Annotated in this window: 23 protein-coding genes; 7 read left to right on the top strand and 16 right to left on the bottom strand. The window is 61.1% G+C overall.

Annotated features, from left to right (window positions below; all coding sequences use genetic code 11):
- Nucleotides 1-226: 226 nt before the first annotated feature.
- The 4 genes from SSPSH_RS07970 to SSPSH_RS07955 form a co-directional block, all read right to left on the bottom strand.
- Nucleotides 227-1,729 (bottom strand): M23 family metallopeptidase, encoded by a 1,503-nt coding sequence (locus tag SSPSH_RS07970; RefSeq protein ID WP_006913978.1) that lies wholly within the window; start codon nt 1,727-1,729, stop codon nt 227-229.
- A 383-nt stretch (nt 1,730-2,112) separates the two neighbouring features.
- The gene (locus SSPSH_RS07965) at nt 2,113-3,636 is read right to left on the bottom strand and encodes a DHA2 family efflux MFS transporter permease subunit (protein ID WP_006913977.1); all 1,524 of its coding nucleotides are present in this window, start codon (nt 3,634-3,636) and stop codon (nt 2,113-2,115) included.
- Nucleotides 3,633-4,871 (bottom strand): HlyD/EmrA/EmrK family protein, encoded by a 1,239-nt coding sequence (locus tag SSPSH_RS07960; RefSeq protein ID WP_021031581.1) that lies wholly within the window; start codon nt 4,869-4,871, stop codon nt 3,633-3,635. The genes SSPSH_RS07965 and SSPSH_RS07960 overlap by 4 nt, the downstream gene beginning before the upstream one ends.
- An 11-nt stretch (nt 4,872-4,882) precedes the next feature.
- The gene (locus SSPSH_RS07955) at nt 4,883-6,424 is read right to left on the bottom strand and encodes an efflux transporter outer membrane subunit (protein WP_006913975.1); all 1,542 of its coding nucleotides are present in this window, start codon (nt 6,422-6,424) and stop codon (nt 4,883-4,885) included.
- 325 nt (nt 6,425-6,749) lie between these two features.
- Between SSPSH_RS07955 and SSPSH_RS07950 the strand changes: the two genes are divergently transcribed.
- On the top strand, nt 6,750-8,153 hold the full coding sequence (locus tag SSPSH_RS07950; RefSeq protein ID WP_006913974.1) for an APC family permease: 1,404 nt from the start codon (nt 6,750-6,752) through the stop codon (nt 8,151-8,153).
- 120 nt (nt 8,154-8,273) lie between these two features.
- Nucleotides 8,274-9,281 carry an SH3 domain-containing protein gene (locus SSPSH_RS17885; RefSeq protein WP_006913973.1) on the top strand — a complete coding sequence of 336 codons (1,008 nt, stop codon included), beginning with the start codon at nt 8,274-8,276 and terminating at the stop codon, nt 9,279-9,281.
- Nucleotides 9,282-9,373: 92 nt separating this feature from the next.
- Here SSPSH_RS17885 and SSPSH_RS07940 read toward each other — a convergent pair whose 3' ends face one another.
- The 6 genes from SSPSH_RS07940 to purT all read right to left on the bottom strand — a co-directional run bounded on the left by SSPSH_RS07940 (nt 9,374) and on the right by purT (nt 14,040).
- Nucleotides 9,374-10,063 carry an SDR family oxidoreductase gene (locus tag SSPSH_RS07940; RefSeq protein ID WP_006913972.1) on the bottom strand — a complete coding sequence of 230 codons (690 nt, stop codon included), beginning with the start codon at nt 10,061-10,063 and terminating at the stop codon, nt 9,374-9,376.
- Between the two features lie 80 nt (nt 10,064-10,143).
- Nucleotides 10,144-10,623, bottom strand: coding sequence for an FKBP-type peptidyl-prolyl cis-trans isomerase (locus SSPSH_RS07935; protein WP_006913971.1), 480 nt, complete (start codon nt 10,621-10,623; stop codon nt 10,144-10,146).
- Between the two features lie 414 nt (nt 10,624-11,037).
- Nucleotides 11,038-11,463 (bottom strand): OsmC family protein, encoded by a 426-nt coding sequence (locus SSPSH_RS07930; protein WP_006913970.1) that lies wholly within the window; start codon nt 11,461-11,463, stop codon nt 11,038-11,040.
- A gap of 104 nt (nt 11,464-11,567) precedes the next feature.
- Nucleotides 11,568-12,362: an SDR family oxidoreductase gene (locus tag SSPSH_RS07925; protein WP_006913969.1), complete on the bottom strand. Its 795-nt coding sequence runs from the start codon at nt 12,360-12,362 to the stop codon at nt 11,568-11,570.
- Between the two features lie 103 nt (nt 12,363-12,465).
- The gene (locus SSPSH_RS07920; RefSeq protein ID WP_006913968.1) at nt 12,466-12,690 is read right to left on the bottom strand and encodes a hypothetical protein; all 225 of its coding nucleotides are present in this window, start codon (nt 12,688-12,690) and stop codon (nt 12,466-12,468) included.
- A 159-nt stretch (nt 12,691-12,849) separates the two neighbouring features.
- On the bottom strand, nt 12,850-14,040 hold the full coding sequence (gene purT, locus SSPSH_RS07915; protein WP_006913967.1) for a formate-dependent phosphoribosylglycinamide formyltransferase: 1,191 nt from the start codon (nt 14,038-14,040) through the stop codon (nt 12,850-12,852).
- A gap of 112 nt (nt 14,041-14,152) precedes the next feature.
- Here purT and SSPSH_RS07910 point away from each other — a divergent pair, with 112 nt between their 5' ends.
- Genes SSPSH_RS07910 through SSPSH_RS07900 form a run of 3 tightly spaced genes read left to right on the top strand, consistent with a single transcriptional unit; the run spans nt 14,153 to nt 16,522 of the window.
- Nucleotides 14,153-15,355, top strand: coding sequence for a CaiB/BaiF CoA transferase family protein (locus SSPSH_RS07910; RefSeq protein ID WP_021031580.1), 1,203 nt, complete (start codon nt 14,153-14,155; stop codon nt 15,353-15,355).
- Entirely contained in the window at nt 15,352-16,062 is a 711-nt protein-coding gene (locus SSPSH_RS07905; RefSeq protein WP_006913965.1) for a glutathione S-transferase family protein, read from the top strand. The genes SSPSH_RS07910 and SSPSH_RS07905 overlap by 4 nt, the downstream gene beginning before the upstream one ends.
- 31 nt (nt 16,063-16,093) lie before the next feature.
- Nucleotides 16,094-16,522 (top strand): hypothetical protein, encoded by a 429-nt coding sequence (locus tag SSPSH_RS07900; RefSeq protein WP_006913964.1) that lies wholly within the window; start codon nt 16,094-16,096, stop codon nt 16,520-16,522.
- Nucleotides 16,523-16,552: 30 nt separating this feature from the next.
- Here SSPSH_RS07900 and SSPSH_RS07895 read toward each other — a convergent pair whose 3' ends face one another.
- Entirely contained in the window at nt 16,553-17,788 is a 1,236-nt protein-coding gene (locus tag SSPSH_RS07895; RefSeq protein ID WP_006913963.1) for a PAS domain-containing sensor histidine kinase, read from the bottom strand.
- Between the two features lie 139 nt (nt 17,789-17,927).
- On the opposite strand from SSPSH_RS07895, the gene SSPSH_RS07890 reads away from it, so the two are divergent.
- Nucleotides 17,928-18,548: a response regulator transcription factor gene (locus SSPSH_RS07890; RefSeq protein WP_006913962.1), complete on the top strand. Its 621-nt coding sequence runs from the start codon at nt 17,928-17,930 to the stop codon at nt 18,546-18,548.
- 72 nt (nt 18,549-18,620) lie between these two features.
- Here the strand turns inward: SSPSH_RS07890 and SSPSH_RS18405 are convergent, their stop codons facing one another.
- The 4 genes from SSPSH_RS18405 to SSPSH_RS07870 all read right to left on the bottom strand — a co-directional run bounded on the left by SSPSH_RS18405 (nt 18,621) and on the right by SSPSH_RS07870 (nt 20,666).
- Nucleotides 18,621-18,797, bottom strand: coding sequence for a DUF1328 domain-containing protein (locus SSPSH_RS18405; protein ID WP_006913961.1), 177 nt, complete (start codon nt 18,795-18,797; stop codon nt 18,621-18,623).
- Between the two features lie 154 nt (nt 18,798-18,951).
- Nucleotides 18,952-19,389 (bottom strand): host attachment protein, encoded by a 438-nt coding sequence (locus tag SSPSH_RS07880; protein WP_021031579.1) that lies wholly within the window; start codon nt 19,387-19,389, stop codon nt 18,952-18,954.
- A gap of 75 nt (nt 19,390-19,464) precedes the next feature.
- Nucleotides 19,465-20,400, bottom strand: coding sequence for an ectoine hydroxylase (thpD, locus tag SSPSH_RS07875; RefSeq protein WP_006913959.1), 936 nt, complete (start codon nt 20,398-20,400; stop codon nt 19,465-19,467).
- Nucleotides 20,401-20,468: 68 nt separating this feature from the next.
- On the bottom strand, nt 20,469-20,666 hold the full coding sequence (locus tag SSPSH_RS07870; protein ID WP_006913958.1) for a CsbD family protein: 198 nt from the start codon (nt 20,664-20,666) through the stop codon (nt 20,469-20,471).
- 242 nt (nt 20,667-20,908) lie between these two features.
- On the opposite strand from SSPSH_RS07870, the gene SSPSH_RS07865 reads away from it, so the two are divergent.
- Entirely contained in the window at nt 20,909-21,949 is a 1,041-nt protein-coding gene (locus SSPSH_RS07865; RefSeq protein WP_006913957.1) for a hypothetical protein, read from the top strand.
- Between the two features lie 48 nt (nt 21,950-21,997).
- Here SSPSH_RS07865 and speE read toward each other — a convergent pair whose 3' ends face one another.
- Nucleotides 21,998-22,843, bottom strand: coding sequence for a polyamine aminopropyltransferase (gene speE, locus SSPSH_RS07860; RefSeq protein WP_006913956.1), 846 nt, complete (start codon nt 22,841-22,843; stop codon nt 21,998-22,000).
- Between the last annotated feature and the right edge of the window lie 32 nt (nt 22,844-22,875).

Below are 22,875 nucleotides of genomic sequence, written 5' to 3'. Positions count from 1 at the left end.
CGCACCGCGCCAAACGGAGTTCGAGCCGGTTACGCTCGGTCGGCAGGCGCTTGCAGCAAGCGCGGGCGTGCCATACGAGGAACAGGGTCGACCGGCGCTGTGTTTTTCAGCACCCCGGACCGCGCGCTGATCGCAACGCGCTAGCGCGGGCGTGAAGCCTGCACGCCGCGTTCGGGGGCTGGCGCCGGTCTGATCCGCGGTCAGACCCCGCCGCAGCCGGCGGGTGCTAGGCGTTGGTGTCGGTCGAGACCACGCAGAACAGATCGGCCAGTGAATGGCGACGGCGTGAATTCTCCGGCGCCAGCGCAAACGTCGCGTTCACCGTGCTTGCCTGCGTACAGCCATGCCGCGCGTCCGCGCTTGCGCTCGAGGCAATGAGCGTATGCGGCATGTCGGGCACATTGTCGAGTGCTGCAATCAGGGGCTGGATACGGTTGGTGTAGGCCGCGAGCCGTGCCTTGGACAAGGGATGCCCGTCCGGCAGCTTCATGGTCAGGGGATTATGCGGGCGTCCGTTCAAACGCACTTCGTAATGCAGGTGCGGGCCGGTGGCCTCGCCGGTTGCGCCGACATAGCCGATGACCTGTCCCTTGCTGACGTGATCGCCTTTCTTGAGGCCATCCGCAAACTGGTACATATGCCCGTAGCGGGTCGAATAGCCATCGAAATGGGTCAGTTGAACAACACGACCGTAGCCGTGACGCCGGCCGACGAATTTGACCACGCCGTCGCCTGCCGCATGAATCGGTGTACCGCGCGGTGCAGCCATATCCACGCCCCAGTGCGGGCGGCGGATATGCAGAATCGGGTGCAGGCGATTGGGGTTGAACGGCGAGCTTATACGGGAGTAGTTCACCGGGTGACGCGATAGCGACGGTTCGTAGGCTCGGCCCTGGGCATCGTAGTAGCGTGCCTCGCCGTCGTCGTTGATCGCACGGAAGGCTTTCATGCTGCGGCCGCCGGTGGTGATGTTGGCGGCAATGACCGGGCCTGTGGCGACACGTTCGCCGTTGGCGTATTCGGCGTCGTAGACAACGCTGAAGCGATCGCCCGAGTGCATGTGGCGGGACAGGTTGGCGCGATAACGATAGATATGGGCGAGCTGGGTCGCCACGCCCGAAGGTACGCCGGCCTCGGCCAGCGAATGCGCAAGCGAGCCGTCCACCGTGCCGCGGGCGGTCAGCCGGCGCGTCTGTGTATCCAGGTGTACGACTTCGGCCTGCAACGGGCCGGGCGCGCCGTCGCTATCGATGCCGGTACGCGCAACCGAAAGCGTATCGATTGCGTCCAGCTTGAAGCGCAATTCTGCGAGACGCCCGTCCGTTGTCTTGCGCAATTCCAGGATGTTGCCGGGGCGCAGCCGCTTGAGCGGGTCGACCGTATCTCCCAGCGCAACCAGCGCCATCAACTCGCGGGCCGGCAGGCCGACGCGGGCAAAAATGCGTGAAAGAGAGTCGCCTGACTCGACCGTGATTTCGCGCCAGGGGGTGATTTCCGGCGCACTTTTGGCCAGCAGTGCCTGACGTTCGTCGGGGCCGAGTTCATCAGTGAGCTGCGGACGCGAAGCGTGTACACCCAGCGCCGAGCCGCTATCGAATGCAGTGGAATGCAGTCCGGCCTCGGCGCCATGCGAGAACGGATTCGCGTGGACGCTGCCGCCCATGCATACGAACAAACTCATACCCAGCGCGCCGTGCGTACCGGCACGCAAAAAATTCGACCAACGCATCAAATACCCTCGGTCTCTCGCGCTTTTGCACGATGAAATCATCGCCCGACAGTCGTCTTCGACCTGTCATGAAGGCGAAAAGTTTCTTCGCAGTTGCATAATTGTGCGCCCGGTCCCCACCAGAGCGTCCTGCCAAACCACTCGTGAGCGGGAGTTATACAGTAACATCGGGGAAAAGACGAGTCTCGTCGCGACATGAGCCGTGCTTATCGTCGTGTCAGCTGGTGCGCGGTTTTACATTTTTTCTTTATGGACAGCCGCTCACGAGCTGTTTCTGGTGCATTACCTGATCTTGGCGCAGGTTTTCGGGCGGAGTGGGTAGCGGCCTTGCCTGCGCTTTCAAACGAACCGTGCAAGGCAAAGGCAAGCGCGAGGGGCGGGCCTCAGTCGTTGGGCCGCGACAGCCAGATGAGCACGGTCAGCGCGATGAAGATGATGCCGGCGAGATAGTACATCTCGTTGAGGCCGAGCATGAACGACTGCTCCGAAATGGTCTGTGCCAGTGCCCCATATGATTGCTGCTCGCTCATCCCCTGTGCCTGCGCCTGGGCGAGCCATTGCTGGGTGAGCGGATCGGTCGCCGAGGTATGGGCCGACAGGACATGATCGTGAAAAGCCTGGCGTCGATCCCACATCGTGACCGACAGTGACGTACCGAAACTCAGCGCGATCAGACGCATGAAGTTGAACAGGCCCGATGCGCTGGCGACCTTGCTGGGCGGCAGCCCGGACAGCGACAGTGTGATCAGCGGAATGAAGAAACAGGCCAGGCCGATGCCCCAGGGCAGGCGGGTGAGGAACAACTGCTGGAAACTGATCTGGGTGTTCGAATCCGCCTTGAGAAAGGACAGGCCGGCGAACAGCAGCATGCCGAAGGTGACGATGAGGCGGATATCGATCTTGTCGGTCAACCGTCCGACAATAGGCGAGAAGATCGCGCCCATCAGTCCGAGCGAAGCGGTGGTGATGCCGGCCCAGGTCGGGGTATAGCCCTGTTCGTTCTGCAACCACAGAGGCAGCAGCACCACGCCGGCGAAGTAGGTCATGAAGCCCAGCGTCACGCACAGCGTAGCGACAGTGAAGTTACGGCGGCCGAACAGCTTGAGATCGACCACCGGGTTGTCGTCTGTGAGCTCCCATACCACGAAAAACGCCAGAAATACGGTTGCGGTGATCGCCAGTACGACGATGAACGTGGACTGGAACCAGGCCTCGTCATTGCCCTTGTCGAGCATGACCTGCAGCGCGCCGACACCCACGATGAGCAGGCCGAGACCGACCAGATCGATCGGCAGGCGCTGGGTTTCGGTTTCGCGGTTGCGCAATACGAACCACGTTCCGGCAGCCGCGAAAACGCCGACCGGGACGTTGATATAGAAAATCCACGACCAGCTGATGTTGTCGGTGATCCAGCCGCCGAGAATCGGCCCGGCCACCGGGCCGACCACCGCGGTCATGCCCCAGATGCCGTTGGCAAAGCCCCGTTTGTCGGCCGGATAGTTGGCCAGCAGCAGGCTTTGCGAGAGCGGGATCATCGGCCCGGCGACCACGCCCTGCGCAGCGCGCATGACCAGCAGCATCACGAATGAGCCGGATACGCCGCACAGGAATGAAAACAGCGTGAACAGCATCGTGCACCACACGAACAGCTTCACTTCGCCGACGCGCTTGGCCATCCAGCCGGACACCGGCACGGCAATCGCGTTGGCGACGGCGAACGAGGTGATCACCCAGGTGCCCTGGCTGGTGGAGACGCCCAGGTTGCCGGCGATGGTCGGGATCGACACATTCGCAATCGATACATCCAGCACGTTCATGAAGACCGCGAGCGCAAGGCTCAGGGTTACGACGAACAGTGCACCGGCAGGCAGTGGCGGGTGCGCGTTCGCTTCTTCGGCGGCGCTCATGGACTCGTGGTGAGACGACCGATGGTATGGGCCGGCGCGCGGGCGGTCGTTGATGGGTCGCCGTCGTTCACGGCGATGATGCGATCGATGATCTGCGCGGCGCCGTCGTCGCGCTGGCGATAGACATCCGTACGCAGGCGGGCTTTTTCGCGTGCCGCTTCGGCCAGCGGTTGGCCGCTGGTGTCGTGCAGGTCCACGCTGACATGCATCGACAGACCCAGCCGTAGCGGGTGGTGCTTGAGGTCGTCACCGTCGAGCACGATCCGTACCGGCACACGTCGTACGATCTTGATCCAGTTGCCCGAGGCATTCTGGGGCGGCAGCAGTTCGAACGCCGCGCCGGTGCCCGGACTGATGCCGGCTACATGGCCGTGATAGATCGTCTCGTCGCCGTAGAAGTCCGAATAGACCGTGGCCGGTTGGCCGATACGCATGGCCGCTAGCTGAGTTTCCTTGAAGTTGGCGTTCACCCAGGCCTGGTCGATCGGCACGATCGATAGCATCGGCTTGCCCGGGTCGACACGTTGGCCCAACTGCACGTCGCGCTGGGCGACATAACCGTCGACCGGCGCCGGCACGCGGCTGCGGCGTACATCGAGATAGGCGTCTCGCAGTTTGGCTGCGGCTTCGCGAACGGCTGGGTGGCCACGCAGTGTCGTGCCGTGGGTTTGTGCCTCGAGTTCGGTCAAGCGATGCCGGGCAGCGCTGAGCGCGGCACGCGCCTGTTGAAAATCCGACCGGCTGTGCTCGAATGCCTTGCGGGTAACGCCGTTGACCTTGAGCAACTGCTGATCGCGATCGTAGTCGCGTCGCGCCTGTTCCAACTGCGTCTCGCGCATGTCGACCGTGGCACGCTGCTCGTCGGTCTGTGCAAACAGTTGATGGACGTGGCGTACCGCCTGAGCAAGACCGGCACTGGCGCTTTCGAGTGCGTTGTCGACATCGGTGTCGTCGAGTTCGATGACGGTATCGCCGGCGCGGACGCGGTCGGTATCGTCGGCATAAATCGCAGTGACGGTACCGGCGCGTTGCGGCGCAAGCATGACCCGGTTGCCGTGGACATACGCATCGTCGGTCTGTGCATAGAACTGCGCCACCATGAAGTAGTATGCCGCGTAGGCGGCGCCGATGAGTACGAAGACGGCGGCCAGGCCCAGCAGATACCACTTGCGCCGGCTGTTGCCACGGCGCGGCAGTTCGCGATTGTGTTCGGTCGAAGAAGGCGCGTTGGCCATGGGCATTCCTATCAGTCGCTGAGCGCCGCCTGGGCAGCGTCGGTCATGGCAAGCGGGTCGTTGGCGTTCCACCAGCCGCCGCCAAGCGCCCGGAACAGCTCGGCGCTGTCGCGATAGCGGGTCACGCGCGCGTCGGTGACGTCGAGCAGGGTGTCCTGGTATTGCTCTTCGGCGGTGTACAGCGAGATATAGCTCGCCGAGCCATTGCGTACCCGCGCCCGTACGGTGTCGAGATTGCGCTGCGCCTGCGCGGCGGCGGTCTGTTGCGCGTGCAGTGCCCGTGCGTCGGATTCGAGCGAGCGCAGGCTGTTGGATACTTCACCGAATGCGGTCAGGGCGGTCGCGCGATAGTCGGCGAGCGTGGCCACATACTCATCGCGTGCGGCACGCTTCCGGGCGCGCAGACGCCCGCCGGCAAACAGAGGGGCGCTGGCCGAAGCGCCGATCTGCCAGAGCGCGGTTATCGGATCGCTCAGGTCGCCCAGACTCAGGCCTTCGCGGCTGTAGGAGGCGCCGATCGAGAAATTCGGTAGCAGGCTGGCGTCGGCGATACCGATTTGGGCGCTGGCAGCATGCACCATCGCCTCGGCGGCGAGAATGTCGGGCCGTTGGCGCACAAGCGCACTGGGCACGCTCACCGGCAAGGTGGCAGGCAGGGTCAGTTCGTCTATATGAAACTGCGGGTCTTCGAACTGGCCGGGTGGGGCACCGGTCAGCACGGCCAGCCGATTGACCGCGATGGTGCGCTGTTTGCGCAGGGGTTCGAGAGAAGCGCGTGTTCGCGCCAGGCGGGTACGAATCTGCGAAGCGTCAGCATCGATAGCCACCCCGTATTCGACCTGCTTGGCGACGATATCCAGCGTGCGCTGCTGGCTGTCGATGATCTGTTGTGTGGTATCGATCGCGGCGTTCAGGCCGGCTTCGGCGATCGCTGTCGCCACGATGTTATTGATCAGCGTGACATACGTATTGAGTACTTCGAAGCGGGCGAAATCCAGGCGTGCCTGAGTTTGCTCGATCTGGCGGCGCGTCTTGCCGAAAATATCGAGATCGTAGCTTGCGCTTACCCGGCCCTGATAAAGGTTGAAGGTATTGATGAACGAGGGATCGTCGATACCCAGCTCGATGCCGCTGGCGCGTTGCCGCGATACGCCCGCCGACGCATCGACCTGAGGCAGCAGCGCGGCCTTGCCGGCTGTGACCGCCTCCTGGGCTGATTTGAGCCGTGCACGGCCTGCAGCGAGCGTCGGGCTGTCGGTCAGCGCGCGCTTGATCAACGCATCGAGTCTCTCCGACTCGAATACGCGATACCAGTCAGCACGTACCGCGCCTGCGCGTTCGAACATCTGCGCGTCGAGCGGGGTGTCGTCATCGTCCGAGATCGAGCCCGCCGTGACGCCGTCGACTTTATAGGCTTGATCGTCGGGCGCATCGGGACGGGCGTAGTCCGGGCCGACCGCGCAGCCGCCGATCAAGAGCAGACCGGCAAGGCCTGCCAGAGCGCCCGCGCGCCATACGCGTGCGCCAATCCAGAGAATAGGGGTCGGGGGCATTGGCAGTCGATCATCGAGAGGCGCCTGAACCAGAAGGCTCAGTTCGAGCGCGTCAATCTATGTGTATTGACCAGTAACTGTCAAATACATGAATGCACTGTTTCCGAGTCCGTTCGCTTGCCGGCAAGGTCGCTACAGGGCGCTACGCCACTTGGTGATTGCTCGTGGCGGCTGGAACCCGCCACGGCAAACGTCATATCTGAAAGGGGTCTGTGCCTGTTTGGGCGTCGTGTTCCGCGTGTTATGCCCGATCGGGCCAGTCGGTGCCAATCTGCGTGTCAGGGGAGTCGTATACGGTCGAACGGCCCGAGGGCCAGGGGGAATCATGACCATGAGCGGCGAAACACCTCGATTCGTACGGGTTCTGGCACGCAAGGATGTGCTGGCGCTGGCATTCGGCGCGATGATCGGCTGGGGCTGGATCGTGATGACCGGCACCTGGATCACGTCGGCGGGCAGTCTGGGCGCGGTGTCGGCTTTCTTGATTGGCGGTGTCGCGATCGTGCTGGTCGGACTGACCTATGCAGAGCTTGCGGCGGCCATGCCCCAGGCTGGCGGCGAGCACGTCTACAGTTACCGCGGGCTCGGCCATCTGGCCTCGTTCGTGTGCACCTGGGCGATCGTACTGGGCTACATGACCGTCGTATCTTTCGAGGCGGTGGCTTTGCCCACGGTGGTCGAGAATATTCTGCCCGGTTACAGCGTTGGCCATCTTTGGACGATCGCCGGCTGGGATGTCGAAGCGACCTGGGTCGCGGTCGGTGTTGCCGGGTCGCTGCTGATGATGTGGGTTAACTATATCGGCATTCGCACGGCAGCCCTGGTGCAGAAACTGGTCACGCTGATGATCGTCGCGGTCGGGCTGTTGTTTCTGACCGGTGCCTTGTTCACTGGCGAAGGCGCCAATCTCACGCCCCTGTTTACCGGCGATACGAGCGTCGCCGGTGGCATCATGAGCGTACTCGTGATGGTGCCTTTCATGTTCGTGGGGTTCGACGTGATTCCGCAGGCGGCCGAGGAAATCGATCTGCCACATCGGGATATCGGCCGGCTGCTGGTGTTTTCGGTATTGCTCGCCGTGTTCTGGTACGCCGCGATTATCTTCGCGACCGGGTATGTGCTGTCACCGGATGGCATCGATCTGGATTCGCTCGCAGTGCCGGATGCCATGCAGGCGGCGTTTTCGAGCGTGTGGGCGGGCAAGCTGATGGTTCTGGCGGGCATGGCCGGCATTATCACCAGCTGGAACGCCTTTTATATCGGCGGCTCGCGTGCGATCTATGCCCTGGCCAATGCCGATATGTTGCCGCGCATGTTCGCCAAGCTGCACCCGCGCTACAACACGCCGGCCAATGCGATTCTGCTGATCGGTGTGGTCACTTCGCTGGCGCCGTTTCTCGGGCGCAGTGCGATGGTCTGGCTGGTCGACGCGGGCGGGCTCGGTATCGTGTTGGCCTATTTGTTCGTGGCCGCGTCTTTCGTCGTTCTGCGCTACCGCGAGCCGGATATGCCACGGCCGTTTGTTGTGCCCGCGGGTAAAGTCGTCGGTATAGTTGCAATCGTGCTTTCGATCGCGCTGGTCGTGCTTTATCTGCCTGGCAGTCCTTCGGCTTTATTGCCGGTGGAGTGGTTGATTTTCGGGGTATGGATGCTCGGCGGTGGGGCGATGTATGTCTGGGCTCGTGTACGCTACGGCGTGCATGCGCCGGATCGGCCGGCGAGCACTTAACACCAAGGGGGGAAGCCTTGCCGGGCGCGCGCTGTTTGATCGCGGTTCAGGGTCTGGTAAAAAGCGTTTCTGAATGAGGGGTAGGCGGCCGACCTTTCGGCCGCGATGGAAGGATTGAGCATGAAGAACAAAGCGATCGCACGGCTTGCCGTTATAGCTATCAGCGCATTGGCCTGTGCCACGAGCGCTATCGCCCAGCAAGGGCCCAGCGATGCCGAGGCCGCGCAGGTTCTCAAAAGCGCGCGGCCGCTCGCCGAAAATGGCAGTGCCAATGCGCAATACAACATGGGCGTGCTCTACGATGAAGGTTATGGCGTAGAGCAGGACTATGCCCAGGCGCGCGACTGGTATGAAAAGGCCGCGGCCCAGAATTATTCCAAGGCCGAGCATAATCTCGGCATCATGTATCAGGAAGGCCACGGCGTACCGCAGGACAGCGCCAAGGCCGCGGAATGGTTCAAGCGCGCAGCCGAGCATGGCGAGCCGGCGGCCCAGAACAATCTCGCGGTGTTGTACGTTCGTGGCAATGGCGTACGTCAGGATCTGGCCGAAGCCGCGCGCTGGGCAGCGAAAGCGGCCGAGGCCGGCAACGGCTCTGCCCAGAAAAATCTGCCGCAGATCATGCAGAACCTGCCGCAGTCGCGAATCGATGGCGATAACGTCAATATCCGCAGCAAACCGAGCACACGCGGTCGGGTTCTGCGTCAGGCGGATCGCAATACACGTGTCGCCGTGCTCGATACGCGCAGCGAATGGGCGCAGGTCGTTTTCGGCGACGATTATACCGTTGGTTGGGTAGCCGATTTCCTGCTGGCCGGCAGCAGCGCTCCCATGGCCAACGACAGCGCCATGGCCAATAACGATCCGGCGCAGGCCAGCGAAGCACCGCCCAGCGGCGACGAGTCGGAATCCGCGCTGCCGCAAGGCGTGCCGGAAACCGGGCCGACACGTTATATCGGCGGCGACGTGGTTAACGTCCGCTCGGGCCCGTCAACGGGAAACGGCGTCAAGTTCCAGGCCAAGCGCAACGAGCGCGTGATGGTCACCGGCCGGGAAAAAGACTGGCGGCGTATTCGGTTCGACGATGGCCGTACGGGCTGGATTGCGGGATTCCTGCTGGTCGAGTAGCGGTCTGACTTGGCTGCGGGCTGTTGCCCATAAAAAAACCGGCGCCTGAGGGCGCCGGTTTTTTTACGGTTTGGTGGATATGCTTCAACCGATCAATTATCGATTTGCGGTGTCGGACGCACGAGAATTTCGTTAACGTCAACGCTTGCCGGGCGCGACAACGAAAATAACACCGCCTCGGCGATATCCTGATCCGTTAGTGCGTGATCCGGCTGTTCGTCGAAAAACGGTGTATCCACCATGCCGGGCTCGATGAGCGTGACCCGAATACCCGTGCCACGCAGCTCTTCGCGCACGCCGTAGCCGATTGCGGAAACCGCCCATTTCGTCGCGCTGTACATGGAACCGGGGATCGTGGTGCGGCCAGCGGCCGAACCTGTGATCAACAGATGCCCACGGCTTTCCTTGAGCGCGTCAGCGCAGGCCTGAATGGTCAGGCCCACACCGTAGATGTTGGTCAGGATCATATCCTTCCAGACATCGCTGTCGGCGCCGCAAAAACCGCCCGGCCGCCCGCCGATACCGGCGTTGGCAAAAACCGCATCGATACGACCGAAGCGTTCAAGTGTGTGTTCGACCATGGCCTGCTGAGAGGCCTTGTCGGTCACATCACACTCAAGTGCCAGCGCCGAGTCGGCGCCGAGTTCGGCGACCAGCGCGTCCAGCTTGTCGGCCGATCGCGCAGCCAACGCTACGCGATAGCCATTGGCCGCGGCGTGACGCGCGGTGGCCGCGCCAATGCCGCTGGAGGCGCCGGTTATCAGAAGTACGGGATCGGCCATAAGGCATCACCTATGTATTAACTGAAAAACGTATCGCAGGCCTTGCGGCTTGCGTTCGCGCGTCCACGCCGTTGCGACAATCAGCCGTGGGTCGAGCCGTCGTGCACGTGGCCGTGCTCGATCTCTTCGCTGCTGGCTTCGCGAACTTCTTCGATGTTCACGGTGAAGTCGAGCGTCTGACCGGCAAGCACGTGGTTGCCGTCGACGGTGACTTCTTCGCCTTCGACTTCCTTGACCGTCACGATCATGGGGCCGGCGTCCGATTCGGCACGAAAGCTCATGCCCGGCGCCAGTTCGTCGACGCCCTGGAATGCATCGCGGCTGACCTTCTGTACCAGCTCTTCACGATAGGGGCCGTAGCCTTCTTCGGGGTCGACGGTCGCCTTGACCTCTTCGCCCTGGGCGTGGCCTTCGATCGCTTTTTCCAGACCCGGAACGATGTTGCCGTGGCCGTGGAGATAGGCCAGCGGCTGACCTTCGCTCGACTGATCGATGATTTCGCCGTCCGTGTCGCGCAGCACGTAATGAATGCTTACGACGCTGTCCTGCTTGGCTTCCATGTTGGCTTGCTCTGCTTTTTTTCGCGTATGAACGACCAGACCTTGCGACGATCTGGAAAAAAACAATGCCTGTCGCCACAAAATCGGAGGTCGATTTGTGATCGAAGCCTTCATGCCCAGGCGTGGATCGCGTCTAGCGAGCGGCCGGGCGGGCGTGAAAATGTGTTCCGGCTGGTTTGCATCGCCCGCGCGTGGTTGGCGATGTCGCCGCGGCTAAAGCCGGCTAAGTCGCGGAAATTAAGGGCGAACCTTCGTCGCGACGACTTCGTCGAGGGTAAACCAGTCGATTGCTTCACGGTGGCGTGCCGGGTCGAGCCTCGTCACGAGGAAGGTTATCTATTGGCAGCGGTGGTTGGCGCAAAAAAAAGCCGGGCATCGCCCGGCTCTTTACAGCGTTTAGGCAGACCTGGGAGATCAGCCTTGCAGTTCGGCGTCCAGGCTGATTTCAGCGCCCTTGTACAGTCGCGACACGGGACAGGCGTCCTTGGCCTTGGCTGCTACATCCTTGAACTCGGCGTCGTCCATGCCCGGCACCTTGCCGCGGGTGATCAGCTCGATACGCTCGATCGTGGGCGTGTCGTCGACCGAGAAATGCACTTTCGCCTCGGTCTTGACTGAGTCCGGCGTATGCCCCGCTTCCGCGAGCATTGCCGAGAACTGCATCGAAAAGCAGCCGGCATGCGCGGCTCCGATAAGCTCTTCAGGGTTGGTGCCCGTGCCGTCCTCGAAACGCGTCTTGAACGAGAACTGGCCTTCGTAAGCACCGCTTTCGAGCGACATGTCGCCCTTGCCGGATTTCAAATCACCTTGCCATTGCGCATTAGCTTTGCGAACGGGCATACCGCACTCCTAGTGTGTTGGTGTCTTGCCGAACGTTACGGGCGATAACCGATGAAAACAAGCATTGCGCACAATCGACCATCCCGGCCAACCTTGGGACGGCCCTAATGCGTGTAGATCATCTTGCGGGTCATGCCGCCGTCGGCGATCAGCGTCTGGCCGGTAATAAAGGTCGATTCCGAGCCGCAGAGAAAAGCCACGACCGCCGCGATGTCGTCGCCGCGACCGACGCGCCCGCCCGGATGCTGTTCGTGATCGACCGCGCGTAGTGCGCCCGGTGAATCGGTTTCGGGTTGTTCGTTGCGCACGTCGATCCAGCCGGGTGCGACGGCGTTCACACGAATCTCGGGTCCAAGGCTTATCGACAGGGCATGGGTAAGCGCGACAATTCCGCCCTTGCTGGCCGCGTACGCTTCTGTCTGGGCTTCGGACTGATAGGCGCGGCTGGACGCCATGTTGACGATGGCGCCCGCACTACGGCGCAGCCACGGGGTGCAGTGTTTCGTGCAAAGAAAATAGCCGGTCAGATTGACGCCGATGACTCGATTCCAATCTTCCAGCGCGAGCGATTCGATCGGCCCGTTGAATGGATCTGCAATACCAGCATTGTTCACGAGAACATCCAAACGGCCATGCATGTCGGCAAGCGCTTTTACCGCGTCTTCTACCGATGGTTCATCGGTGACATCCGTCGCAAATGTTTCTAGCCGGCGAGCTGCCGACGGCGACGGTTTGCCCAGTTCTTGATGCAGATCGGTCAGGGCGTTGGCGTCGTTATCCAGTGCGCCGACGTGAAAGCCCTCGGCGAGTAGCCGGCGGGTGACGGCACGGCCGATACCGCGCGCCGCACCGGTAACGAGTGCGACGCGTGTGTCGCTTGTTTCGTGTTCGTAAGACATGGCGTATGCGTGCTGATTAAAGCCGAAGAATAGCGCCCATAAAAAAAGCCCGTCGCGTTACGCGACGGGCTTCTCGCAATACGAGATTGCGGCAACTTCAGCTTTAGCTGTTGTCGTCGGCGGTGTCTTCCATCGAGTCGCCGGCATCTTCCATGGAGTCCTGCATGTCTTCGCCAGCATCTTCCATGCTGTCCTGAGCGTTGTCCGTGGCGTTGTCGATGTTCTCGCCAGCGTTCTCGGCGGGGCCATCGTTGTCACAGGCGGCCAGGCTCAGCGTGCCAAGGCCCAACATCATGGCCAGCAGCAGGGTGGTCAGTTTCTTTTGCATATTCGACTCCTTGAGTTCGGTAAGTGAAGCTCTGCGTTGTGTACGCGAGAACCGCGCCCCCGACAGAACTTGGACCAAAGTATAAAGCACGCGCAGCTTTCCCGCATATGAATCGCAGCAAAGAGGAAAGTATTTTTTTCTTATTCGCTGCGTGCCGAATCAGTAATCGATGCGTACGGATTCGGCGCTATTACGGGCCTTATGGCGGGCTTCGTCTATGGTTTGGCCGCGGGCGAGGGCGACGCCAAGCCGCCGGGCGCCGTCGATCTCGGGTTTGCCGAACAGGCGCAGTTCGGTATCCGGCTCGGCCAATGCTTCACGCAGCCCGTGATAACGCATTCTCTGGCTTTGGCCTTCGCCGATAATCACTGCAGATGCAGATGCCCCGCGCTGTTCGATCTGCGGGACCGGCAAGCCGAGAATCGCCCGCGCATGCAACGCGAATTCGGACAGGTTCTGGCCCACCAGCGTGACCAGGCCGGTGTCGTGCGGCCGCGGCGAGACCTCCGAAAACCATACCTGTTCGCCTGCGACGAAAAACTCGACCCCGAACAACCCGTATCCACCCAGCGCTTCGGTAATCGCCTGGGCCTGGCGCTGTGCTTCGGCAAGCGCGGCATCGGCCATGGCCTGCGGCTGCCATGATTCGTGGTAATCGCCGCCGACCTGGCGGTGGCCGATTGGTGCACAGAAGCTCGTACCGTCGACATGCCGTACCGTCAGCAACGTGATTTCGTAGTCGAATTGGATGAATCCCTCGACGATCACGCGCGAGTTGTCGCCACGCTTGCCGCGCCCGCCGGACTGGGAATAGGTCCAGGCCTCGTCGATGTCGTCGTCGCGACGCACTGTGCTCTGACCTTTGCCTGAAGACGACATCACCGGCTTGACCACGCAGGGCAGGCCGACAGCTTCGACTGCGGCACGATAGTCGGCTTCGGTTTCGGCGAAGCGATACGGCGAGGTGGGCAGTGCCAGTTCTTCGGCGGCGAGTCGGCGGATACCCTCGCGATCCATGGTCAGCCGTGCCGCACGCGCTGTCGGCACCACGGTAAAGCCTTCGGCTTCGAGTTCGATCAGTGTTGCGGTGGCGATGGCCTCGATCTCGGGCACGATCAGCGCTGGTTGTTCGGCCTCGATCACGCGGCGCAGCGCCTCGCCGTCGCCCATGTCGAGTACATGATGGCGGTGAGCGACCTGCATCGCCGGCGCGCGGTCGTAGCGATCCACGGCGATCACTTCGCAGCCCAAACGCTGCAGTTCGATAGCCACTTCCTTGCCGAGTTCGCCGCTGCCCAGCAGCATGACGCGTGTTGCGGTCTCGGAACCGGGGGTGCCGATCGTGCTCATTGAAAATCCTGGTCGATAACGCGGGTCGATGGCCGCTATTGTCGCCAAGCGCGCGGTCGGTTGAAAGCGCGGTGCGTTGGCGCCGTGTGTATAGGGCATTAAACTAGCGCGCATGAAACAACCCTTGTCCGGTTATCGCGTTATCGACACCACGGCTATGGTGTCCGGCCCGCTCGCGACCATGCAGCTGGCCGATCAGGGCGCTGAAGTACTCAAGATCGAGCGCCCGGATGTCGGCGACTACACGCGTCTCGCGTCGAATCAGCGCCACGGTTTTTCTGCGAGCTATCTCAACAACAACCGCAACAAGCGTTCAGTCGCGCTCAACCTGAAGGAAAAGGCCGGGCGCGATGCGCTGCTGCGCCTGTGCGCGGACGCCGACGTATTCGTCCAGAACTTTCGTCCCGGCGTGGCCGAGCGTATGGGCATCGGCGAAGACGATATACGCGCCGTCGCCCCCGACATCGTCTACTGTTCGATCTCGGGGTTCGGTGATGCCGGCCCCTATGCCAGCTACCCGGTTTACGATCCGTTGGTGCAGGCGCTGTCGAGCCTGGCCAGTATCCAGGGCGGTGCCGACGAAGCGCGCCCACGGCTGGTTCGTACTATCGTCCCCGATAAGCTCACCGGCTATATCGCAGCGCAGGCGATCACCGCCGCACTGCTGGCGCGCGCGAACGGCGCGCCCGGCCAGCACGTGCGCGTGTCGATGCTCGATGCGGTCATCGATTTTCTCTGGCATTCGGACATGAACAGCCAGACTTTCGTGGGCGATGAGTTCGATCAGGCTAGGGCGGCCAGTTTCATCGACCTCATCTATGAAACGACCACCGGCTATATAAGCGTAGCGGTACAGACCGACAAGGAATGGCAGGCGCTGATCGCTGCGCTCGATACGCCCGAATGGAACGACGACCCGCGCTTTGACACGCCGGCGTCGCGTCAGGACAACATCGATGCGCGTCTTCAGCTCACCCAGGAGAAGCTCGCCGAAAACAGTGCCGAACACTGGCTCGAGCGGCTGAGTACGCACGGCGTGCCCTGTGCGCCTGTGCTGACTCGCACCGATCTGCTCTCGCACGATCAGATCGCCGCGAACGCCATCCTGATCGAAACCGATCATCAAGAAGCCGGTCGGTTGCGTCAGGCTCGTCCTGCGGCGCGCTTTTCGCAAATGCCGGCCGCCGATTACCGCGGTGCGCCGGCCCTTGGCGCGGATACGCATGCGGTGCTGGCGGCCAACGGTTTTTCCGAATCCGATATCGATGCGCTCGTAGCAGCCGGCGCGATCGGCCCAACCCACGAGTCGTCATGATCGATTTCTACTATTGGCCCACGCCCAACGGCTGGAAGATTTCCATTCTGCTTGAAGAACTGGGCCTCGATTACAACCTGATTCCAGTGGATATCAACGCCGGCGACCAGTTCGAGCCGGCGTTCCTGGAAATCTCGCCCAACAACCGGATGCCCGCGATCGTCGACCACGATCCGGCGCCCGATTATGGTGACGAACCGCTGCCGATCTTCGAGTCGGGGGCTATAGCGCGTTATCTCGCCGACAAGAGCGGCCAGCTAATGCCCGCCGATGCACGTCTGCGCAAGGAAGTCGATGAATGGCTGTTCTGGCAGGTCGGTAATCTCGGACCGATGGGCGGGCAGATGAGCCATTTCGTCAACTATGCGCCGGGCGATCACCCGTATTCGTACAAGCGCTATACGGGCGAATATCATCGTTGTCTGGGTGTGCTCGAACGTCGGCTGGCCGATCGCGATTATCTGGTCGGTGAGACGTATACGATCGCCGATATCGTCAACTGGCCGTGGGTACTCATCGCCAAGGCCATGGGTCAGCCGCTCGACGACTTCCCGCAGGTCGCAGCGTGGCGCCAGCGCATCAAGGCGCGCGAGGCGGTGCAACGTGGCGTCGATCTCGGTAAGCAATGGCGCGGTGGCCAGCCCAAAACCGAAGCGGCGCGCGAGCGCTTGTTCAACCAGACCGCAGATACGGTACGCGGCCGTTAGGCGGCGCACGTACGACATACAAGGGGAGACCATGTTCGCTTTCATCAAGGCCTTCGTGGCCGGTTTCGTATCCACGCTGACATTTCATCAGGGCCTGCTGTGGATATTCATCGCAGCGCAGATCATTCCCGGCGGCACGCCCTGGAACATGGCACCTGTACCGCCGTTCGATATCCCGTCGGTCCTATCGCTGGCGTTCTGGGGTGGCTTGTGGGGCATGCTGCTGTGGCTGCTGATCCGCCGCGCGTTGGCTGCTGGTTATTACGTTGGTGCGATCATTCTCGGTGCGATCGGCCCGACCCTGGTGTATCTGTTTATCGTGCAATGGCTCAAAGGCCAGACCATGACCGAGATATTCGATGGTCTGAGTATGGCGCGCGTTGGGGTGGGACTGGCACTCAACGGCTTCTGGGGCCTTGGCGTGGCCGTGTTCATGCGGGTTATGCACCCGCCGCGCTAGGCGCGGCGGGCGTAGCCAGCCCTACAATCGTTAGTGCCGTGGCAGGCGTAGCGTAAACACAGTACGTGCGTTTTCCGCGCCATTCGCACTGGCGTGGCCCCGAGAGGCCAATAGAAGATCACCGCCGTGGCTGCGTGCCAGTGTCCGGCTGACCGCCAGGCCCAAACCCACACCGTCGGGCTTGGTTGTGGCAAACGGCTCGAATACTTCGACCGAATCGTCGACTCCTGCACCGTTGTCGCTGATGTGGATATCTACGAATTCGCCATCGTCGCTGTTGACGTTGACCGCCAGCGACTTCGTCGCGTTCTCATGGGCGTCGAACGCGTCGATCGAGTTGCTGACTAGGTTACGCAGTATCTGTTGGATGAACACCTCGTCGACAGGTAGATCGAGGTTCTTCAGTGAGGCCACCGACGGGCCGTCATAGCGAATGTTGTTCGCGCGCAACGCCGGGTCGAGGAGCTGGTGCACATCGTCGATGATCGGGCCCAGCGGCTGATGTTTGCGCGTGGGCCGTCCCTGTCGGGCGAAATCACGTAGATGATGGATGATCGCCACGGCGCGTGAGATTTCTGTGTCGGCGCGTTCCAGTGTCTGTCGAATTTCATCCGGGCTGGATTGAAAGCCCATTCGCGCCCGTGCGATGAAGTTGCGTGCGGCGGTCAACGGCTGGCTCAAATCGTGAGCGAGGCCCGTACCGAGGGAGGCGAATACACTCATTCGGTCGTGAGTGTTAATGCTCGTCTGGAGATTGGAAATACGATCGTTGAACTCGATACGGTCGGTTATATCGAGCGCGAGACCGGCGAGTCGATAAACTTGGCCGTGTTCGTTTTCCACCGGGAATGCACGATCGCGAATCCAGCGAAGCTCGCCATCGGGACGCTGTATACGATAGATTTCATCATAATTGCCGGTACGTGCATTCTGACGAAATGCTTCCAGCACGCGCGGCTTGTCCTCCTCGTGCACCCTGGCGAGACGCTCTCGCGGATCGTCATATAGATCGTCGCAGTTCTGACCCCAGATTTTTTCGTAGGCCGGGCAAACGTAAACGAGCTCGTCGCCGGTTTCGTCGGTCATCCATATGACCTCCCTGATATGCTCGGCAAGCTCGCGAAAACAGCGCTCGTTCGCCTCGATTTCCCGACGGCGTTCACGCTCGGCCTGCAGCTGTCGCTCGAGTTGCTCGATACGCGCTCGCGCGGCTTCCAGCGTGGCGGGTTGCTGGTAGTCGAGTTGTTCGGACTCACGATCGGTCATGGCGTTATTTCCGTTGGGTCAGACAAAACGCGGGGGCTGGAAATTCTATCGGCCGCTTTGCCTTGTCAAAACAGGCTGAATACATTAAAAGATCAGCGCTAGGCTAGGTCGAAACGTCGTTTGGAAAAATGGGGGCGCGGTGCCGTTTGTAATACACATCGTCGACGATGATCCGGCGATTCGCGAATCGCTGAAAGGCCTTCTAAGCGATGCAGGTTTCAATGTCGATTGCTACTCGAGCGCTGAAGCCTTTCTGAATGTGCGTGCGCCGCGTCGCGGGTGCGCGCTCATCGACTTGCGCCTGAAGGATATGGATGGCCTCACCTTGCAGAAAGAACTCATCGCAAGGAATGCGGCGGTGAGCGTCATCATGATGAGCGCCTATGGCGATATCGAGCACGCCGTGGCGGCGATGCGGCTCGGCGCCGTGGACTTCGTCGAAAAACCATTTTCGCCGGACAGCATGCTCAAAAGGATTCAGCAGTTGTCGAAGGCGACCGATGCCGATGACTTGGCGGTGCGCGAAGCGCGCCAGCATGCCGTACTTATCGAATTGCTCACCCCACGCGAAAAGCAGGTGATGTCGATGATCGTGGACGGCCTCGCCAATAAGCAGGTCGCCGGTCAGTTGGGGATCAGTGCGCGTACGGTTGAAACCCACCGCGTGCATATCATGCAGAAGCTCAACGCCGAATCGCTGCCGCATCTCGTACGTATCTGGCTTTCGGCAGGACATCTGGTCGAAGTACCCGAGGCCTGAAACCGCCTAGAAAAAAGCGCCGCCGAGACTCGACGGCGCTTTTTTAACACCTATCGTCGGTAGCGCTAAACGCTACAACTTCGGCCCGCGTCCGCGTACTGCGTTCGATACCAGCGCGATCACGAACAGCACCAGGAAGATGAAGAAAAGAATCTTCGCGATGCCGGCCGCGCCCGAGGCGATCCCGCCAAAGCCGAACAGCGCCGCGACGATAGCGACGATAAAGAAAGTGATTGCCCAACCCAGCATGGTCTTCTCCTTGATTGTGTATGCAGTCGCTTGGCCTGGCAGATATTGCTGAGCCAGGCCAACGCGTTAACAGCGCCAATCAGTACTGGCGCGAAGCTGCATCGCCAGTATGCCGTAAAATTGTATTCAGCAAGTAAATTTTGCCGCTCTTCTATTACAGCTGTTTGGCGAGCTGTTTTTCGATCTGATCCGCGTCGTGTTGCGCCCAGTTCTTGTCGATGGTCTTGGTTACCGACTTTTCGATCGGGCCGTCCATCTTGTCGCGTAGGCGGCCGAGAAAAGACGGATCCGCGACAAGAATCAGCGCATCGAACGCATTGTCGTTGAGGCCGGACTTCACATGCTCGATCACTTCCTTGGCGAAGATGTCGGCATGCTTTTCCGAGGTTGTGGTCTGTGGGTCGGCCTGATGGACACTGGAACCACCGCTGTCGTGCACTTCGCCCTTGCCACCGGTGCGCAGATCACCCTTGTGGGCCTGGCTTTCGCTATGAGTGAGCGTGTCGAGCAGTTTCAGGCCGCTGTCGGCGCCGCTGCGGGCAAAGATTCGGGCACGCGCCGCGTCGCTGACGACGATCCATTGTTGGGCCATGATTTGCTCCTTCGCTTGCTTTAAAAGAAAAAAGCGCGGCACCAGGGCGCCGCGCTTTTCGCCCAAGCCTATATTCTAGGCTGATTTGGCGAACCGAACATCCCGATAGGGATCGTGCATTTCCAGCGCTTCCGGGTGATCCCGATTGGCGAGGAACGACGGCCGCGGCTTATCTGCCGCAAACGGTTGCTCAAGCGCGTTCTCGAGGCTGTTGTAAACAAAGAACAGGTTCGAACGCGGCCAGGGCGACATGTTCGAGTTCGAGGCATGCAGCACGTTGCACTCGAACAACAGTAACGACCCGGCCGGGCCCTTGGGCGCCTGGATACCGCCACGGTTGACCAGCGCCTGCAGGTTCTCCTGGCTGGGCACGCCCGCTTCCTGGGCTTTGAGCGAACTCTTCCAGTTATCGTCCGGCGTTTGACCCACGCACGGCACGAACTGGTGGTGCGAGCCCGGGATAAGCATTAACGGTCCGTTGAACTCGTTATTATCCGTGAGCATGATCGAAGCGCTGATTGCGCGCATACGCGGCATACCGTCTTCGGCGTGCCAGGTTTCGAAATCCGAGTGCCAGTCGAAGCCGGCGCCCTGAAATCCGTATTTATCGTTGATTCGCGACTGGTGGATGTACACGTTGCCGCCCAGCAACTGGCGCACCATGCCCAGAATACGAGGGTCGCGGGTCAGCTCGGCGAAGCGCTCGGAGATGCGGTGCATATCGAAAACCGATCGAATCGCACCGGATTTCGGATCGCGGATCACGCCATCCTGTTTGAGCAGCTCATCGTCTTGGCTCATCTGTTCCAGCTCGTCGAAGAACGGCGTCATGCGTTCTTGAGAGAAGAAACCTTCGAACCAGAGAAAGCCATCGCGTTCGAAATTCGACAGCGCCACTTCATCGAGTGGGCCCTGCCAGCGGTCTTGCGTATCGGAATGTACAACCGGATCCCGGCGCATGTAGCGCGGCTCGGGGCGGCTCGTACGCGTTATGTAATCGTCGTTTCGCATCGTTTGCCTCCGGGTTGGTAAACAACGCCGGCATTATTTCAGGCGCCGGCGTTATCGCAATCGGTGATCTAGAACTTGCGTTCGAATTCGACAAGTTTCTCTTCGGCGGCTTCTTTGGTATCGCCGTATTTTTCCTGGATCTTGGCCAGCATGTTTTCACGCTTGCCCTTGACCTCTTCGACGTCGTCGTCAGTCAGGCGGCCCCAGTGCTCGCGCACCTTGCCTTTCATGCGATCCCACTTGCCTTCGAATTGATCATCGTTCATGACGTTGTCCTTGGTGACGTCTTCAAAACAGCAACGTCAACGTAAGCGTCCACCCGGGTCGACTCAATACGGGCTAATACCTAAGGAAACTTTGCATAACCTCGCGCGGTCAGGCCCCGGCCGCTGAGCGGTTCGGCCTCAAATGCGAACCACGAGAGGTGATGCAGAGGTTGCCCAAAACGCTCGCCCGGCCATGCGTTAACGCGTAAGCTCGCGGCACCATTCAATCGTTGCATTGACGCATGACACAGTCGCAAAAGATGAATTCGACGGCAGACGCGATTTTCGAAGCCCATGTGGCATTCGAGCTCGAACAGTGGCGCGGCGATGGCGCGATCAAGCGCTTGCAGGACGAAGTCGATGCGTTCTGGCAGTGGGCCGAGCAGACATCGCTGGAAACCGTGGTATCGGTCGATACCGTGCGCGGTGCCGCCGAGCGTCTGGCGCTCGATATGTCGTTACCCGACGATCTGGCCGAGGTGATCGGTGGCATCGCCAACGACTTGATCTGCCACGACGTGAACAAGAAGACTCGGGTACAGGATGTCATCGACGAGTCGTTGTTCGACGACGGCGTATCGCTGTTCGTCGAACTCGAAGCCCTGCGCGCACGCCTGATCACGCGGCTGCTGGACAGCCCGGTTTATACCGCACTCGCTTCGGACGTTCTCTATCAGGGCATCAAGGACTACATCTTTTCCGATACCGGCGCGATCAAATCGATTCCGGGTGTTTCTTCGCTGCTCAAGGGGTCGAGCAGTGCCCTGAGCAAGCGCATGCCGGGCCTGGAAGCCCAGGTCGAAAAACGCGTGCGTGCCTATATCGAGAACAATACCGCGAAGACACTCGCGCGTAGCCAGGAGCTTTTGATCGAGTCGCTCGATGAGGAGCGTATCCGGACGATCGCATCCGAAATCTGGGCCGAGATTCACGACAAGAAGCTGTCGATCGAGGACGTGGTCGACAACGACGAGCTGCAGAAGCTGGTCGATTACGGCCTGCGTATCTGGCAGGAACTGCGTGAGACGCAGTATGTCGGCGAATTGGTCGATGCCGCGGTCGTGTCGTATTTCGAACGTAACGGCTCGCGCAAACTTACCGAGGTGCTGGGCGACGTCGGTGTCAGTCGAGATCTGTTGCGCCAAGAAGCCGAAACACTGGCGCCGCCGGTGATCGAAGGTCTGGCCGAAAGCGGTCTGCTCGAGGATCTTGTGCGTCGGCGCCTGGGCGCGTTCTATGCCTCGGATGCGTTCGAGAAAGCGCTCGGATCAGCCGACAAGTAGTCGGCATCTGGCAACGGCGCCGGGGCAATGCCCGGCGCCGCGCTAGGTTTAGTCGGCGAGAATACGGGCCATGAAGGCTGGCTGTGCGAAGGCGGCGTTGTGTATGGCCGGCGTGTAATAGAATGTCTGAAAGCCGAGGTCGCCTTGCGGCGCATACAGCGTGCGCGTATCGCGTGCGGCGAGCGTGGCCGACCACCAGCCGGTCGGATAGCTCGGCTGCGGGAAACTCAGCAATTGCGTGTCGGCAAAACCGGCCGCCCTTAAACCGCCATGCATCTCGCCGATCAGTTCGCTGTGCACCAGCGGCGATTCGCTTTGTTGAACCAGCAGCCCGCCGTTACCGAGCACGCGATGGCATTGCTTGTAGAAGGCTTCATTGAACAGACCCTCGGCCGGGCCGATGGGGTCGGTGCTGTCGATGATGATCAGATCGACGCTGCCATCGGGCGCATTGTTCATCCAGGCCACGCCGTCCTCGAAGGCCAGGGTGGCACGCGGGTCGTCGTTGGATTCACACAGCGCCGGGAAATAGTCTTCGGCGATACGGGTCACGCGCTCGTCGATCTCGATCTGGGTGGCGCGCTCCACGCTGTCGTGCTTGAGTACCTCGCGCAGCGTGCCGCAGTCGCCGCCGCCGATGATCACCACATTCTTGGCGGCGCCGTGGGCGAACAGCGCCGGGTGGGTCATCATCTCGTGGTAGACGAAATTGTCGCGGTCGGTGAGCATCACCAGCCCGTCGATGGTCAGTAGCCGGCCGAAGGTTTCGGTCTCGTAGACGGCGATGGTCTGATACGCCGACTGCTCTTCATGCAGCTTGGACTTGATTCGCAACGAAAAGCCGAGACCCAGATCATCGCTTGCTTCGGTATACCAGTTGTCGTCGAGTACCATGCGTTTCCCTTGCTGTGCGCGTTCGCGCAGTC

The organism is Salinisphaera shabanensis E1L3A (assembly GCF_000215955.2).
Lineage (GTDB): Bacteria > Pseudomonadota > Gammaproteobacteria > Nevskiales > Salinisphaeraceae > Salinisphaera > Salinisphaera shabanensis.
This window is presented reverse-complemented; position numbering and strand designations above follow the sequence as displayed.

Excerpts from the sequence above, each read along its gene's own strand:
- SSPSH_RS07970 (WP_006913978.1), bottom strand. The coding sequence starts at position 1,729 with ATGCGTTGGTCGAATTTTTTGCGTGCCGGTACGCACGGCGCGCTGGGT.
- SSPSH_RS07965 (WP_006913977.1), bottom strand. The coding sequence starts at position 3,636 with ATGAGCGCCGCCGAAGAAGCGAACGCGCACCCGCCACTGCCTGCCGGT.
- SSPSH_RS07960 (WP_021031581.1), bottom strand. The coding sequence starts at position 4,871 with ATGGCCAACGCGCCTTCTTCGACCGAACACAATCGCGAACTGCCGCGC.
- SSPSH_RS07955 (WP_006913975.1), bottom strand. The coding sequence starts at position 6,424 with ATGCCCCCGACCCCTATTCTCTGGATTGGCGCACGCGTATGGCGCGCG.
- SSPSH_RS07950 (WP_006913974.1), top strand. The coding sequence starts at position 6,750 with ATGACCATGAGCGGCGAAACACCTCGATTCGTACGGGTTCTGGCACGC.
- SSPSH_RS17885 (WP_006913973.1), top strand. The coding sequence starts at position 8,274 with ATGAAGAACAAAGCGATCGCACGGCTTGCCGTTATAGCTATCAGCGCA.
- SSPSH_RS07940 (WP_006913972.1), bottom strand. The coding sequence starts at position 10,063 with ATGGCCGATCCCGTACTTCTGATAACCGGCGCCTCCAGCGGCATTGGC.
- SSPSH_RS07935 (WP_006913971.1), bottom strand. The coding sequence starts at position 10,623 with ATGGAAGCCAAGCAGGACAGCGTCGTAAGCATTCATTACGTGCTGCGC.
- SSPSH_RS07930 (WP_006913970.1), bottom strand. The coding sequence starts at position 11,463 with ATGCCCGTTCGCAAAGCTAATGCGCAATGGCAAGGTGATTTGAAATCC.
- SSPSH_RS07925 (WP_006913969.1), bottom strand. The coding sequence starts at position 12,362 with ATGTCTTACGAACACGAAACAAGCGACACACGCGTCGCACTCGTTACC.
- SSPSH_RS07920 (WP_006913968.1), bottom strand. The coding sequence starts at position 12,690 with ATGCAAAAGAAACTGACCACCCTGCTGCTGGCCATGATGTTGGGCCTT.
- purT (WP_006913967.1), bottom strand. The coding sequence starts at position 14,040 with ATGAGCACGATCGGCACCCCCGGTTCCGAGACCGCAACACGCGTCATG.
- SSPSH_RS07910 (WP_021031580.1), top strand. The coding sequence starts at position 14,153 with ATGAAACAACCCTTGTCCGGTTATCGCGTTATCGACACCACGGCTATG.
- SSPSH_RS07905 (WP_006913965.1), top strand. The coding sequence starts at position 15,352 with ATGATCGATTTCTACTATTGGCCCACGCCCAACGGCTGGAAGATTTCC.
- SSPSH_RS07900 (WP_006913964.1), top strand. The coding sequence starts at position 16,094 with ATGTTCGCTTTCATCAAGGCCTTCGTGGCCGGTTTCGTATCCACGCTG.
- SSPSH_RS07895 (WP_006913963.1), bottom strand. The coding sequence starts at position 17,788 with ATGACCGATCGTGAGTCCGAACAACTCGACTACCAGCAACCCGCCACG.
- SSPSH_RS18405 (WP_006913961.1), bottom strand. The coding sequence starts at position 18,797 with ATGCTGGGTTGGGCAATCACTTTCTTTATCGTCGCTATCGTCGCGGCG.
- SSPSH_RS07880 (WP_021031579.1), bottom strand. The coding sequence starts at position 19,389 with ATGGCCCAACAATGGATCGTCGTCAGCGACGCGGCGCGTGCCCGAATC.
- thpD (WP_006913959.1), bottom strand. The coding sequence starts at position 20,400 with ATGCGAAACGACGATTACATAACGCGTACGAGCCGCCCCGAGCCGCGC.
- SSPSH_RS07870 (WP_006913958.1), bottom strand. The coding sequence starts at position 20,666 with ATGAACGATGATCAATTCGAAGGCAAGTGGGATCGCATGAAAGGCAAG.
- SSPSH_RS07865 (WP_006913957.1), top strand. The coding sequence starts at position 20,909 with ATGACACAGTCGCAAAAGATGAATTCGACGGCAGACGCGATTTTCGAA.
- speE (WP_006913956.1), bottom strand. The coding sequence starts at position 22,843 with ATGGTACTCGACGACAACTGGTATACCGAAGCAAGCGATGATCTGGGT.